The following is a 15,511-nucleotide window of genomic DNA, read 5'->3' as shown; positions in this document are numbered from 1 at the left end:
GATCTTTTATGAAAACTGAGCAAGTTGATGTATTGGTAATAGGAGCAGGTCCGGCAGGAACAGTGGCTGCTTCTATTATTCATCAGGCAGGATACAAAGTTAAAGTGGTGGAAAAGCAAAAGTTTCCCCGTTTTGTAATAGGCGAAAGCTTATTACCCCGCAGTATGGAAGCATTGCAGGAAGCAGGTTTCATTGATGCCATCAAAGCAAAAGGTTTTCAGCAGAAGTTCGGCGCCAAGTTCGTGAAAAATGAGGCGGTGTGTGATTTCACTTTTGAGGAGCAATATACTCCCGGTTGGACCTGGACCTGGCAGGTAACCCGCGCTGATTTTGATAAAACACTGGCCGATACTGTAGAAAGCATGGGTGTTCCGGTAGCGTATGAAACAACGGTAACGGACATACGTTTTAATGGATCAGATTCAGTCACAACAGTAGAAGATAAAGACGGTCATCAATCCCAGATTGAAGCCCGGTTTATAGTGGATGGCAGCGGTTATGGCAGGGTGATTCCCAAACTGTTTAACCTGGAGAAAAACTCTAACCTGCAGCCACGTAAAGCGTTGTTTGCCCATACAGTAGACGTACGCCGCTCCATGGCAGATGAACCTAACCGTATCACGGCAGTAGTACATAAAAAAGGAGTGTGGATCTGGATCATTCCTTTTGCTACAGGAGTTACCTCCCTGGGCTTTGTAGGAGATCCGGAATTTTTTGAACAATATCCCGGCACCGATGAAGAAAAATATCGCGCCTTGCTGGAAGCAGAACCCTATACCAGGGAGCGTTTCCGCGATGTGGAACTGGTATTTGAACCAAGGGTATTACAATCCTGGTCTGCTACCACCGATAAGTTTTATGGAGATGGATTTGTGCTGACCGGCAACGTAACAGAATTTCTGGACCCGATTTTCTCTTCTGGCGTAACTTTGGCCTGTGTTTCTGCACAAACAGCGGCCAAACTGGTGATCAGAAAACTGAAAGGGGAAGCGGTAGACTGGGAGAAAGAATACATGGAACCTACCATGCAGGGCGTAAATACATTCCGTTCTTATGTAATGGCCTGGTACGAAGGTACCCTGGATACCATTTTCTTTAAGAAAGATGCAGATCCGTTGATCAAAGGACAGATTTGTTCCGTTTTGGCGGGCTATGTATGGGATATGGATAATCCTTTTGTGAAAAATCATGATACCGCGTTGAAACGCCTGGCCAGAACCATTGAATTAACAGACAAATTAAAAAGTAGCTCAGCCATTGAATAGTGAGTCGGCATACATTACGGGTAGTTGTATCATTCGTCATCACCAGGTATACCTGAACGGCGAATGCATATGGGAGGCAGAACAGGGGCTGGAGTTACCTGATTTTCTGCGGGCAGGATACGATCGTTTTTCCGGTCAGTATCCTAAATTTCATAAAATGGATGCCCTCAGCAAATTAGGTTGGCTGGCAGCAGAAGTATTACTGAAAGATGGCGCGGTACGAAATTTATCACCGGAGCAGGTGGGCATGGTATTGTCTAACCGGAGCAGCAGCCTGGATACAGATCTGCGCTATTATGCCACGGTGAAGGATTTTGCGAGCCCCGCACTTTTCGTATACACCCTGCCTAACATTGTGATGGGTGAAATATCGATACGGCACGGTTTTAAAGGAGAGAATACTTTTTTTGTATCAGACACCTTTGACACGGCGTTGATGAGTACTTACCCGGCGCAACTGTTAGCCGCTACACCTTTACAGGCTTGCATTTGTGGTTGGGTAGAAGTAATGGAACAACAATACGAGGTAGCATTATTCCTCGTGGAAAATACACCGCATGACAAAGCACAGCCCTTAACAGCTGCTGCTTTGCAGGCGTTATACCAACAGAAAAACAGTTAATAACTTTAATCAAATTACAGTGGAAAAGTTGATGGCGGATCTGAAAGCGCAGATCATTGAACAATTGAACTTGCAGGAAGTAACCCCGGAAAGTATCGGCGACGATCAGATGCTGTTTTCTAAAGACGGCCTGGGGCTGGATTCTATTGATGCGCTGGAACTCATTGTATTGCTGCAACAGCATTATAATATCCGCATTGCCAATCCTGAAGAAGGACCAAAAATCTTCCATTCTGTTCGTACCATGGCAGAATACATTACTGCACAGCAAACCGTAAAGGCATGAGTGAAAAGGTGTGGATAGCAGGTGGTGGGGTGATCAGCGGTATAGGCCTGGATCTGAAGGCCTGTTTGCGGTCGTTCCGGGATATGCAACCTGGAATGGCGGCTATGCAATACCTGTCGTCTGCTCATCGTGCTACCTTTCCTGTGGCGGAAGTGAAGGCAGATAATGCCACGCTGGCCGACATGGCGCGTATGCCCGAACATATCAGTCGTACCGCCCTGCTCAGCATGATTGCTGCCCGCGAGGCGTGGCAGTCCAGCGGATTGGGCGATATCTCGCACTATCGGGTGGGATTTGTTTCCGGCAACACCGTTGGCGGTATGGATAAAACGGAAGATTTCTTCCCGGAGTTTCTCGCCAACCCGCGCGGTGGGCGTCTCCACCAGGTAGTACACCACGAATGCGGCAGTATCACAGAACTGGTGGCCGATATGCTGGGTATCCGGCATCACGTGTCTACCATCAGTACCGCCTGCTCTTCCGGCGCAAATGCACTGATGTACGGCTCCCGCCTCATCCGCAACAACATGGTGGATGTGGTGATTGCCGGCGGTACAGATGCACTCACCCGCTTTACACTGAATGGATTTAATACGCTGATGATCCTGGACCAGCAGCCCTGTCGCCCTTTCGATGATACCCGTACCGGGTTGAACCTGGGAGAAGGCGCCGGCTACGTGGTGCTGGTATCTGATAGCCTGGCTGCACAGTTGCAGCCCTGGTGCCGTTTTAGTGGCTTTGCCAACGCCAACGATGCTTACCATCAAACGGCTTCCTCTCCGGATGGCACAGGTAACTACCTGGCCATGAAAGGGGCGCTGGATATGAGTGGGCTGCAGCCACAACAAATTGGTTATATCAATTTGCACGGCACGGGTACACAGAATAATGACGTATCTGAAGGCATTGCCATCAATCGGCTCTTTGCGCCACATTTTCCGGCCATGAGCTCCACCAAATCGTTCACCGGCCATACGCTGGGTGCCAGCGGTGGAATAGAAGCTGTTTTCTCTGCCCTTGCAGTAAAAGAAGGCATCATTTATCCTAATGCACGCTTTGAACACCAAATGAAAGAATTACCATTTGCACCCGCCACCAGTTATTCTACCGGACACGACCTGCAACATGTAATGTCTAACTCCTTTGGTTTCGGAGGCAACTGCTCCAGTTTGATTTTTTCGAGAGCTTAAAGCAGGATTGCCGGAACATAAATACTAACAGCTAACCGCTAAAAGCAAATAGCTACATGAATATCTACATAAATGGCACTGGTTGTATATCTCCGCAGGAAACTGCGCAGGGAGGCCCTTTGCTGGCTACTCCCCGGGAATACGAGCAGGTACGCCTGTCTACCGTAGATCCGGATTACAAACAATGGATTGATGTGAAACAGATTCGCCGCATGAGCCGTGTGGTGAAAATGGGAGTGGGTGCTGCTAACCTGAGCCTGGAAGCTGCCGGCATCACCGCACCGGATGCCATCATTACCGGCACAGCCTATGGCTGCCTGGATGATACCGGCGTGTTTTTAACAAAGATGGTGAACCAGCAGGAAGAAATGCTGACACCTACTGCTTTTATACAAAGTACCCACAATACAGTAGCCGGACAAATAGCCCTGCTGCTGGGTTGCAACGGTTATAACAATACATTCGTGCATCGCGGTTTTTCTTTCGAAAATGCGTTGCAGGATGCCCGCATGATTTTGAAAGAAGGCTCCGCCAAACATATCCTGGCGGGCGGTGTAGATGAAATTACCAACTACAGCCATCAGTTGTTATCGCGCTTTGGCATCTATAAAAAGGCGCCCGTGAAAACGATGGAAGTGCTCAACAGCCCTACTACTGGTACCATTGCCGGTGAAGGTGCTGCCTTTTTTATGCTGGGCATCACTAAAGAACCGGGAACCGTAGCGGAACTCAGCGGTGTCAGCACCCTGTATAAACCGCTCTGGGAAGGAGAAGTGATCGGCCATATCATGAAATTCCTGGAAGAGAATAATTGTACCCCGGCAGATATTGACCTGATTGTTACCGGCAGAAACGGAGATATAGACCAGGACGAAATATATGAAGAAGTAGCTGCTGCGTTGTTCCCGGACCATGCAGAAGCCTGTTTCAAACACCTCTGTGGAGAATACCCTACCGCCGCCGGTTTTGGCGTATGGATGGCCAACGGCATTATTGCAAAACAAACCGTGCCTGAAGCCGCCGTATTTTATGGAAAGGCGCCGGAAAAAATAAAGAAAGTATTAGTGTATAATCATCACCTGGGAACACACCACTCCCTGGTATTGCTCACGGCATGTTAAATAATAAAGTCGTAAATATCGCCGCTTTTTGTAGTCTCCTGGTACTCCTGTTCCTGGACAAGTACCTGGCGTACCAGGTGCCTTTCTGGGTATATGGATTGCCGTTGCTTATTTTCCTGCCACCCACTATTCACGGCGCTATTAACATAGAAGCCGGGTTTTTTATGAAGGTGCTGTGTAAGGCAGATACCACCGAAAAAGTAGTGGCCCTTTCTTTTGACGACGGACCCGATGGAACTTACACACCGCAAATACTGGATATCCTGCAACAGCAGGAAGTACCGGCGGCTTTTTTTTGTATCGGGAAGAATATCCGTGGCAAGGAGGACTTACTGAAACGCATATACGCAGATGGTCATGTAATCGGTAACCATACTTATTCCCATGATTTCTGGTTCGATATGAAGCTATCAGGCAATATGCTCGAGGATATGCAACAGATGGATGCCGTGACGGTACACGCTACCGGCCTTACCCCGCGCCTCTTTCGCCCACCCTATGGGGTGACGAATCCAAACCTGGCAAGGGCGGTAAAAGCAGGTAACTATCTGCCGGTAGGCTGGAACATCCGCTCCCTGGACACTGTGGCCAAAGATGAAACAGCCTTGCTGAACCGTATACTGGAACAGCTGAAACCAGGTGCTGTTATTTTATTACATGATACCTGTAAGATAACAGCCGATATATTACCTCAACTGATCCACGGTATCCGTCAACAGGGATATCAATTGGAAAGAATCGATAAAATGTTAAAAGTGCGCGCATATGTGTAAATGGATAATAGTTTTTATGTGTGCCGTTATAAGCCTGCAAACACAGGCCCAAACCGGTTTTAAGCAAGTGGCAGACCTTTCGCCGCTGAAACAACAGTTTGCAAAAGCCGCGCAAAACACGCAAAGCATCCAATGCGATTTTGTGCAGGAGAAAAACCTGAGTATGCTGTCGGATAAAATAGTATCCAAAGGAAAATTCTGGTTTAAGAAAGAAAATAAAGTAAGAATGGAATACCTCCAGCCTTCCTACTACCTGCTGGTCATCAACGGAAAAGATATCCGTATAAAAGATGCACAGAAAGAAAATAAAGTGTCGGGGAAAAGCAATAAGCTGTTTGAGCAGATCAATAAAATTACGGTCGACTGCGTACGCGGTACGGTGCTGGATAACGCGGACTTTACCACCAAAGCCACCGAAAACGCACAATACTACCGTTTGGAGCTGGAGCCGGTGAATAAAGTGATGAAGGAATATTTTAAGTCGATCGTATTGCTGGTAGATAAACAGGATTATTCTGTATCGAAAATTACGATGGCAGAATCTTCCGGTGATGATACCACCATCAACTTTTTACATAAACAATTGAATACAAACATCCCGGATGCGGTATTTTCTGCTAAGTAGCCTGTTAGGTATCGCCTTGTTCTCCAATGGATGCAGGTCGGTGTATAAAGGACTGAAGCCGGTGGCGGGCGATGTGAATTGTATCCGTCAGTTCAGCCCGCAGTTTAATGCCACCCTTTACAGCACACAGGTGGATATTTTAAAGCATCACCTGAGCGGACTACTGTTTTTTAAGCAAATGCCGGATAGCAGTACCCGCGTAGTGTTTGCCAACGAAATGGGATTTAAGTTCTTTGATTTTGAATTTGATAAACAGGGCAATTTTACCAAACACTACCTGCTGGCCAAAATGGACAAGAAAGCAGTGGTGAAAACCCTGAAACAGGATTTTGCTTTGGTATTGCTGCACCCCGATTTACAGGCGGCGCATGTAGCAGCAGATAGTCGTTACCGTTATGTGGTAGTACCCACTGACAAAGGGAATAACTATTACGTGACGGATACGGCTTGCACCCAACTGGTGCGAATAGAGAAATCCTCTAAACGTAAACCCGCTGTAACCGTATGGATGCAGCATTACAACAATGGCGTGCCGGATACCATTAATATTCGTCACGAACATTTCAAATTCAACATCTCTTTGCAGAAAGTCGAGAAATAACATACAAATCAATATAATCGCAGCACATGTTAGCAGGTAATTTTTATACAGTAACAGCACACAACGAAGAACCCGGACAGGTAACCGTTACCATAGAACTGAATGCGGCTCATCCTATTTTTCAGGGACATTTTCCTGAACAACCGGTAGTACCAGGCGTATGCATGATGCAAACCATTACAGAAGTGCTGGAAGGTGCCGTGAAACAAAAAGTGATGCTGAAGAAAGCCACTCAAATGAAATTTCTTCAGATGATAGACCCAACAAAACAACCACTGGTAGACGTTACCGTTAGTTATAAAGCGGAAGAAACCGGCTGGAAAGTGAACGCTACCTTAAAGCGGGAAGACACAACATTTATGAAGTTCCAGGGTATATTTAATTAAGTGACTACAGCTCCTACACATAACGCACACTTTGAACGTCACCGCGCAGCGGTGTTAATCCCTACGTATAATAATGCCGGCACACTCGGCACGGTATTAAGGGACGCGCTCACTTACACGGATCATGTCATTGTTGTAAATGACGGCGCTACAGATGAAACCCTCGCCGTGCTGGAACAGTTTCCTTCCCTGCAGTTAGTATCGTATAGTCCTAACCGTGGTAAGGGCATTGCCCTCCGCCGCGGATTTGCATACGCCATGCAGCAAGGGTATGACTACGTGATCACGATGGATGCAGATGGACAGCATTTTGCCACCGATTTGCCGAACATGCTGCAACAGATCGAGGAACGCCCCGGCGCACTCGTTATAGGTGCCCGTAACCTGCACCAGGAAAACATGCCGGGGAAAAGTACATCTGCCAATAAAGTCTCTAATTTCTGGTTCCAGGTAACCACTGGTTTAAAAGGACCAGATACACAATCAGGCTACAGACTGTATCCCCTGCGCCGCATGGGCAACATGCACTATTTCTGTACTAAATACGAATTTGAAATAGAAGTGCTGGTGCGCAGCGCCTGGAAAGGTATCACGGTCGACTGGACACCGGTAAAAGTATATTATCCGCCGCCGGAAGAACGGGTATCACATTTCCGCCCGGTGCGGGATGTTACGCGTATTACCATCCTGAATACGTTCCTGGTACTGACCACGTTCCTCTATATCAAGCCCCGCGATTTTGTTCGCTTTCTGTTGAAGAAAGAGAACTGGAAAAAGATGTGGAAAGAAGAAGTGCTGAAATCGGATGAGTCCAATATGCGCAAAGCCGTTGCTATCGGATTTGGGGTGTTTATGGGTATTGTACCCATCTGGGGTTTCCAGCTGCTGGTAGCCATCTTGGTATCTATCAAGCTGAAATTGAATAAGGCGCTGGTATTGCTGTCGGCACATATCAGCACACCACCGCTAACCCCATTTGTGCTCTTTGCCAGTTTCCTGGTGGGCAAAATATGGGTAGGGCAATCCGCCAGCGACCTCCTGTTTAAAGACGGGTTTAATTTCGATACGATTAAAGAAAATATGCTGCAATATGTGTTTGGCGCTATCACCCTGGCGGTGGCAGCCGGACTATTAGTGTGGGCAGTGAGTTTGGGGATGTTGACAATATTTAGAAAAGAGAAAAAAAATGGGTAGCTTTTTTGTAGCGATATATAACTTTTTTGAGAAGCATAAAGGCTGGCTGTGGACTTGTACCATTGCCAGCTTTCTGCTGGTAGGATACTTCGCCGCACAAATAAAGCTGGAAGAAGACATCACAAAAATTTTACCACAGGACAAGAAACTGGACAAACTGCAACAGGTATTCCAGGACTCGCGTTTTGCGGACAAACTGATTGTGACCATCTCCCAAAAAGACACTACAAAAGAAGCACAGCCGGATAGTTTAACCGCCTATGCCGCGGATCTGGCTTCCACCGCCGGTGCGCAACTGGCCCCCTGGATCCGGGGTGTTCAATCCCAGGCGGAAGACTCCATGGTCATGGGATTGATGCAGGTGATACAACAACATTTACCCATCTTCCTGGAAGAAAAAGATTACACGAAAGTAGATAGCCTGCTGGAAACTGCCCAGCTGCAAAAGTCATTACAATACGATTATAATACTCTGATATCGCCTGCCGGACTGGTACTGAAGAAAATGATACAGGCTGATCCTGTTGGTATTTCCTGGATAGGCGTGAAGAAATTGCAGCACCTGCAATATGATGACCAGTTTGAATTGTACGATAACTATGTGATCACCAAAGATCACAAGCATGTGTTGATTTTCATTACCCCTGCCAATCCGCCGGGTGCAACAAAAATCAATGCGCAATTCCTGAAAGGACTGGATAAACTCAAAGACAGTATCGATCAGCATTACCCTGGTGTTACCGCTTCCTACTTCGGCGGTACCGCCGTATCAGTGGGCAATGCCACGCAATTAAGACAAGATACCTTCCTGACACAAGGCATCACCGTTGTATTACTGATAGTATTGATTGCCCTGTTTTTCAGGAAAAAACGTTCTCCTGTATTGGTGATGCTGCCCGTAGTATTCGGTGGTCTTTTTTCACTGGCATGGATATACGTAATAAAAGGACATATTTCTGTGATGGCTATGGGCGCCGGTGCAGTGGTATTGGGTATTGCGGTGAATTATTCGCTGCATGTGTTCAATCACTTCCGCCACTCACAGGACATACGCGAGGTGATTGATGACCTGGCGATGCCAATGACCCTCGGCAGTTTTACTACTGTTGGTGGTTTCCTGTGCCTGCAGTTTGTACATTCTCCCATGCTCAAGGATGTAGGCTTGTTTGCTGCATTGAGCCTGGTGGGCGCCGCTTTGTTTTCCCTGGTGTTTTTACCGCATTGGATCGTGATTGGGCATAAACCGCATAAAACACATACCCATAAGGAAAACTGGCTCGACAAATTATCTGATTACAGACCTGAAAAGAACAAGTACCTGGTAGGAGCCATTTTTATCCTGACCATCGTATTCTTTTATACAGCCGGCAACGTATCCTTTGAAAGCGATATGATGCGGATGAACTATATGACGCCGCAGTTGAAGGCCGCGGAAGCGCAACTCAACGCCGTGAATTCCTATATTGCCCAGTCTGTGTACGTAGTGTCCGATGGGCAAAACCTGGAAGGCGCGCTGGAAAGAGGAGAGCAGCTCCTGCCAGTGATAGAAGACTTGCAGGCGAAAGGTATCGTGAAAAAATATGCCGGCGTACAGGCGTTGCTGTTATCCAACAAAGAACAGCAAATACGGATTGATCGCTGGAATAAATACTGGACAGCAGAAAAAAAACAACAGCTGTTACAATACCTGCGTAAGGAAGGAAGTGGTCTTGGCTTTAGCAATGCCGCCTTTAATCCTTTCGAAGGTATGCTGAATAAGGGCTTTGAACCTTTGTCGCCGGACGCACTGAAAGTGTTGCGTAGCGGTAACCTGGGTGACTTTATCATTCAGAAAAACAATACTACCTCACTGGTCACCCTGTTGAAGGTGGATCCGGCGCATAAACAGGCGGTATACAATGCCCTGGAAAATTTACCCGGTACTACCGTGCTGGATAAGCAATACGCCGCTAACAGGCTGGTAGAAGTAATCAAAGATGAATTCAATAGCATTGCCTGGATGACCTCCCTGCTCGTATTTGCGGCCCTGTTGTTGTCTTACGGCCGTATTGAGCTGGCCCTCATCACCTTTATCCCGATGGCAGTCAGCTGGGTCTGGATACTGGGAATTATGGGGCTGTTTGGCATTAAATTCAATATTGTAAACATCATCCTGTCGACCTTTATTTTTGGTTTGGGAGATGACTACAGCATTTTTATGATGGACGGGCTGTTGCAAGAATACAAAACCGGCAAGAAAACCCTTTCATCTTTTAAGTCGTCTATTTTCCTATCTGCCATTACCACTATGCTGGGATTGGGCGTGCTGATTTTTGCACAGCACCCTTCGCTGAAGTCGATCGCATTGATTTCCATTATCGGCATTGGCACCGTAGTATTGATTTCGCAGGTATTGATTCCATTCCTCTTTAACTGGTTAATCACCAACCGTGTGCGCAAGAGCTACGCGCCATGGACTTTTAAGGGCTGGACACTTTCTGTATTTTCTTTTACCTACTTCACGGTAGGTTGTTTACTGCTGACAGTGATCGGCACCATACTGATCCGCCTCAATCCATTTAATAAAGAAAAAGGAAAGGTATTATATCACCGCATTCTTTCTGCCTATACCCATAGTGTACTCTATATTATGGGCAATGTGAAGAAGCGCATTATTAATCCAACGAACGAGCAACTGGCAAAGCCGGCGGTGATAGTGAGTAATCACCAGTCTTTCCTGGATATCCTCGTTTCTACCATGCTGCATCCCAAAGTAATTTTGCTGACCAACCAATGGGTATGGCGTTCACCGGTATTTGGTGCCGTGGTACGTCTGGCGGACTATTACCCGGTAGCAGATGGGGCAGAAGGAGCGATTGAAAAATTGCGCGAACGTGTAAAACAGGGATATTCCATTGTAGTATATCCTGAAGGCACCCGTTCTCCGGACCCGGCCATCAAGCGTTTCCATAAAGGAGCTTTTTATATTGCAGAGCAACTGGGCCTGGATGTATTGCCGCTCGTTATTCACGGTACCGCCTATACGATGAGTAAAGGCGATTTCCTCTTGAAAGATGGTACTGTAACCGTGAAGTACCTGCCACGTATTACCCAGGCAGATACCAGCTGGGGTGATAACTACAGCGCACGTACGAAATCCATCAGTCGTTATTTCAAACAACAATATGAATTGCTGCGGGCAGAAATAGAAGTACCTAAATATTTCCAGGAGCAGTTGAAATACAACTTCATTTACAAAGGACCGGTACTGGAATGGTACATGCGCATTAAAACCCGCATGGAAGGCAGCTATGAGTTGTTTCATCAGCTATTGCCCAAGGAAGGACGCATACTGGACATTGGCTGTGGATATGGCTTTATGGACTATATGCTCACCTGGACAGCCCCCGGCAGGCAAATCACCGGTATTGACTATGATGAAGATAAAATAGCTACTGCTAACTACTGTTACAATAAGCCGGAGCAATTGCAATTTATGCACGGCGATATTGCCAACACGCCTTTTGAGCGGTACGACGCTTTCATTTTAAGCGATATGCTGCATTATTTGTCGCCTGAAGAACAGGAAACACTGCTGCAGCAGTGTATTGATAAACTGACGCCTGAAGGCGTTATTATTGTGCGCGACGGCGATAGTGATATGTCTAAAAGGCACGACGGGACTAAGTTTACAGAGTTTATGTCTACTAAAGTAATTGGGTTTAATAAAACGAAGAATAAGCAATTGTCGTTTTTCTCAGCTGCACATGTACGTAGCCTGGTTAACAAATATGGTGCAGTAGCGGAAGAAATAGACAATACCCGGTACACATCCAATGTAATATTTGTTATCAAAAAACTTCCCCAGAAAAACTATGCACAACTATGATGTTATCATTATAGGTAGTGGCCTCGGAGGCCTTGTATGTGGCGCTATCCTCAGCCGTAATGGGTATCGTGTAGGTATCTACGAAAAAAACCGGCAGGCAGGCGGTTGCTTACAAACTTATTCCCGGGAGAAAGTCATCTTCGATTCAGGCGTACATTATATTGGCGGTCTGGCTCCCGGAGAAAATTTATACAAAGTATTTAATTACCTCGGCATCTACGATAAGCTCCGGCTGAAACGCATGGATATGAACGGTTTCGATCATATTAGCTTCGCCGGTGATGATAAAGTATACCGGTTAGCACAGGGAGAAGAGAATTTCATCCGCACCCTGCTGGAAGACTTTCCGGAAGAAGAAGCCGCGCTGCGTGCATATTGTAATAAAATCACGGAAGTATGCAGTAAGTTTCCGCTGTATAACTTACGTACCGGCGACTACGAAGAAAAACGTAGTGTCCTGAACATCAATACAGCCGACTACCTGCGCAGCATTACCAACAATGAAAAGCTGCAACAGGTGCTGGCTGGTAATAACCTGTTGTATGCCGGCGTAGCGGAGAAAACACCCTTCTACGTACATGCGTTGGTGTTAAACAGCTATATGAAGAGCTCCTGGAAATGTGTGGACGGCGGCTCACAGATTGGTAAACAGCTATGCCGGCAAATCCGCCACAATGGCGGCGATATTATTCGGAATATGGCCGTCACCGCTATCCAGGGCGCCGGCGATAAAGTGGATCATATTGTATTACAGGATGGTTCCCGCGCACAAGCTACCCATTACATTTCCAACCTGCATCCCGCGCAAACAATGGCAATGACCCATAGCGACGCGCTGCGTAGTGCCTACCGTAACCGGCTGCAAACCCTGGAAAACTCAGTAGGCGCTTTTGTGCTGAATGTAGTGCTGAAGCCAGGTACCTTCAAATATCTAAACCACAATCATTACTACCACGCTACGGAAAATGCGTGGGCAGGTATTGACTATCAACCCGGGGCATGGCCGCAAACATACGCTATGTACGTATCTGCCAGTTCCCGGCACGAAACCTATGCCGATTGCCTGTCTGTAATGACGTATATGCGTTATGAGGAAATGGCCCCCTGGCAACATACCTTCAACACCGTATTAACGCCCGGCAGCCGGGGTACCGATTATGAGGCGTTTAAAGACCTTAAAGCCAACCAGTTGATAGATTGTGTGGAAAAGCAGTTCCCGGGCTTCCGCAACTGTGTGCAGTCTTACTACGTGGCTACACCATTATCTTACAGGGATTACATTGGTACCAGTGACGGCAGTATGTACGGTATTGCAAAGGATAGTGCAGATCCGCTACGGACCATGGTTTCGGCACGGACCAAGCTATCCAATTTGTATCTTACCGGTCAAAACCTGAACTTGCACGGAATTTTAGGGGTAACTATCAGCGGCGTTATCACCTCAGCGGAATTGTTGGGGATGGATTTCCTGGTAGATGAAATTAATCAGTCAATACAATCATAAAGGTGAAAACAAAGAAACGAAGCGGCTGGAGAAGACTAGGACGCGTACTCTTATATATCCTCGGTATATTCTTATTGCTCTTTATAGGGCTGGCAGTATACCTGGTATCGGTGAGCAAAATGAAGCCGCCGGTAATTGCCGATCAGCGTGCGTTGCAATTACAACGTACACAGCTCGACAGTACCGCCTATACGCTGGGCAACAACTGGTTCCGGAAAAGCAATAGCGGGCTGTATGAAATGTACGTGGAAGGTGCGCCCTTTGAGAGAGGGGTTATTAATGGAAAGCTTTCCGGGGAACTGATCCGCCGGCAGGAAGATGTATTTGTGGCACAGTTCAGCAAAATGGTGCCGTCTACTTTTTACCTGCATTTCCTGAAATATTTTATCGGCTGGTTTAACCGGGATTTAGCAGATCACGTACCGGAAGAGTTTAAAGAAGAAATTTATGGAGAATCTTTTTCAGCTTCTCCCAATTACGATTATATAGGAACTAATTATGCCCGCTTAATGAATTACCACGCGGCACACGATATCGGTCATGCCCTGCAAGGCATGATGCTGGTGGGTTGTACGTCGTTTGGTACTTGGAATGACCAGTCGGCCGACAGCAACCTGATCATTGGCCGCAACTTTGATTTTTATATGGGAGATGCGTTTGCCGCCGAGAAAATGGTGGTATTCTATCGCCCGGAGAAAGGCCACAACTTTATGTTTGTCACCTGGGGCGGATTTACCGGCGTGGTATCTGGTATGAACGATAAGGGCCTTACTGTTACCATCAATGCCGCCAAAACTTCGGTGCCATCTGGTGCTGCTACACCTGTGTCGCTGGTAGCCCGTGAAATTCTGCAGTATGCAAAAAATATACAGGAAGCCTGGGATATCGCGAAGAAACGGAAGATGTTTGTATCAGAATCTTTCCTGATAGGCTCTGCAGAAGATAATAAAGCCGTGCTGATTGAAAAAACGCCTGAAGGCATGGACATGTACAGCTCCGGCAAAAACTTTATTACCTGTACCAATCACTTCCAGGGAGATTCATTGGGTAGCCTGGCTTCCAATAAACTGCAAATCAAAGAAAGTGCTTCCGAGTATCGCTACGAACGACTCACCGAATTGATGAAAGAAAACGGACCCAATACGGTACAAAAAACAATCAGCATCCTGCGCGACAGGGGAGGCTTACACAACGCGGATATTGGCATGGGTAATGAAAAGGCCATCAACCAGTTGATCGCACATCACTCCATCGTATTTGAGCCTAAGAAAGGCCTGGTATGGGTATCTACAGCGCCGTGGCAACTAGGGCAGTTTGTAGCCTACGATCTCAATAAGATTTTCAGCATGCACGGTCTTACCTCCGATCATGAAGTATACGACAGCGTGCAGAATATCCCCGCTGATAGCTTCCTGCTGTCAAAAGATTATCTTGCATTTAATACCTACCGTCAACTGAGGGATCAGATCCACGAAGGGAAAACGGTAGATATTAACGCCTTAGTGGCCACTAATCCGCAGTATTATCATACCTATGTGCTGGCGGGCGACTATGAATATAAACGCAAAGCATACGCTGCCGCAAAGAAGTATTATGAAACGGCACTTACAAAGGTAATTGCTACCAAAGGTGAGGAAGACCATATTCGCAGGCAGCTGGCATTATGTAATAATAAACTGAAAAGCTAATGATCATCGGTATCGGAACAGACATCGTGGAAGTGCCTCGCATAGCAGCAAAGCTGGCGAAAGGGGATGGATTCCGTAACCTGGTATTCACCCCTTTTGAGATCGTTTATTGTGAACGGCAGGCCAATCCTGCGGAAAGTTATGCTGCCCGTTTCGCTGCCAAAGAAGCTGTGCTAAAGGCTTTTGGTACCGGCTGGGGAAATGGCGGTATCAATTTCGATGAAATTGAAGTGCGCAGCGATGCAGCCGGAAAGCCGGAAATTTTTTTAATAGGCGATGGCGCCAACAGGTATGCCTCCATGGGCATCAAAAAAATATGGGTGTCTTTATCCCATGAAAAAAGTGCCGCCATTGCCATGGTGATTATAGAAGGATAAATTTTTAGGAG

Annotated in this window: 14 protein-coding genes; all 14 read left to right on the top strand. The window is 46.8% G+C overall.

What is annotated here, in order from left to right:
- Window positions 1-8: 8 nt before the first annotated feature.
- Genes AC5ZC7_RS23740 through acpS form a run of 14 tightly spaced genes read left to right on the top strand, consistent with a single transcriptional unit; the run spans window position 9 to window position 15,500 of the window.
- Entirely contained in the window at window positions 9-1,265 is a 1,257-nt protein-coding gene (locus tag AC5ZC7_RS23740) for an FAD-dependent oxidoreductase (RefSeq protein WP_496158547.1), read from the top strand.
- On the top strand, window positions 1,258-1,887 hold the full coding sequence (locus AC5ZC7_RS23735) for a beta-ketoacyl synthase N-terminal-like domain-containing protein (RefSeq protein WP_496158548.1): 630 nt from the start codon (window positions 1,258-1,260) through the stop codon (window positions 1,885-1,887). Before AC5ZC7_RS23740 ends, AC5ZC7_RS23735 begins: the two co-directional genes overlap by 8 nt.
- A 19-nt stretch (window positions 1,888-1,906) precedes the next feature.
- A complete protein-coding gene (locus AC5ZC7_RS23730; RefSeq protein WP_496158549.1) occupies window positions 1,907-2,173 on the top strand; it encodes a phosphopantetheine-binding protein in 267 nt (88 codons plus the stop codon).
- A complete protein-coding gene (locus tag AC5ZC7_RS23725) occupies window positions 2,170-3,363 on the top strand; it encodes a beta-ketoacyl synthase N-terminal-like domain-containing protein (protein ID WP_496158550.1) in 1,194 nt (397 codons plus the stop codon). The genes AC5ZC7_RS23730 and AC5ZC7_RS23725 overlap by 4 nt, the downstream gene beginning before the upstream one ends.
- Before the next feature lie 56 nt (window positions 3,364-3,419).
- Entirely contained in the window at window positions 3,420-4,484 is a 1,065-nt protein-coding gene (locus tag AC5ZC7_RS23720) for a beta-ketoacyl synthase N-terminal-like domain-containing protein (protein WP_496158551.1), read from the top strand.
- On the top strand, window positions 4,478-5,257 hold the full coding sequence (locus AC5ZC7_RS23715) for a polysaccharide deacetylase family protein (protein WP_496158552.1): 780 nt from the start codon (window positions 4,478-4,480) through the stop codon (window positions 5,255-5,257). Before AC5ZC7_RS23720 ends, AC5ZC7_RS23715 begins: the two co-directional genes overlap by 7 nt.
- Entirely contained in the window at window positions 5,250-5,882 is a 633-nt protein-coding gene (gene lolA2 / locus AC5ZC7_RS23710; protein WP_496158553.1) for a flexirubin biosynthesis/transport protein LolA2, read from the top strand. The genes AC5ZC7_RS23715 and lolA2 overlap by 8 nt, the downstream gene beginning before the upstream one ends.
- Window positions 5,860-6,483 (top strand): flexirubin biosynthesis protein LolB2, encoded by a 624-nt coding sequence (gene lolB2 / locus AC5ZC7_RS23705; RefSeq protein ID WP_496158554.1) that lies wholly within the window; start codon window positions 5,860-5,862, stop codon window positions 6,481-6,483. Before lolA2 ends, lolB2 begins: the two co-directional genes overlap by 23 nt.
- A 26-nt stretch (window positions 6,484-6,509) precedes the next feature.
- Window positions 6,510-6,869 carry an ApeI family dehydratase gene (locus tag AC5ZC7_RS23700; RefSeq protein ID WP_496158555.1) on the top strand — a complete coding sequence of 120 codons (360 nt, stop codon included), beginning with the start codon at window positions 6,510-6,512 and terminating at the stop codon, window positions 6,867-6,869.
- Entirely contained in the window at window positions 6,870-8,063 is a 1,194-nt protein-coding gene (locus AC5ZC7_RS23695; RefSeq protein WP_496158556.1) for a DUF2062 domain-containing protein, read from the top strand.
- A complete protein-coding gene (locus AC5ZC7_RS23690; RefSeq protein WP_496158557.1) occupies window positions 8,056-11,931 on the top strand; it encodes a 1-acyl-sn-glycerol-3-phosphate acyltransferase in 3,876 nt (1,291 codons plus the stop codon). Before AC5ZC7_RS23695 ends, AC5ZC7_RS23690 begins: the two co-directional genes overlap by 8 nt.
- Window positions 11,918-13,435, top strand: coding sequence for an NAD(P)-binding protein (locus tag AC5ZC7_RS23685; protein ID WP_496158558.1), 1,518 nt, complete (start codon window positions 11,918-11,920; stop codon window positions 13,433-13,435). The genes AC5ZC7_RS23690 and AC5ZC7_RS23685 overlap by 14 nt, the downstream gene beginning before the upstream one ends.
- A gap of 2 nt (window positions 13,436-13,437) precedes the next feature.
- The gene (locus tag AC5ZC7_RS23680; protein WP_496158559.1) at window positions 13,438-15,123 is read left to right on the top strand and encodes a C45 family autoproteolytic acyltransferase/hydrolase; all 1,686 of its coding nucleotides are present in this window, start codon (window positions 13,438-13,440) and stop codon (window positions 15,121-15,123) included.
- Window positions 15,123-15,500: a holo-ACP synthase gene (gene acpS / locus AC5ZC7_RS23675; RefSeq protein ID WP_496158560.1), complete on the top strand. Its 378-nt coding sequence runs from the start codon at window positions 15,123-15,125 to the stop codon at window positions 15,498-15,500. The genes AC5ZC7_RS23680 and acpS overlap by 1 nt, the downstream gene beginning before the upstream one ends.
- Window positions 15,501-15,511: the final 11 nt, after the last annotated feature.

The sequence above is a fragment of the Chitinophaga sp. 9-1-y genome (genome assembly GCF_059511905.2).
This window is presented reverse-complemented; position numbering and strand designations above follow the sequence as displayed.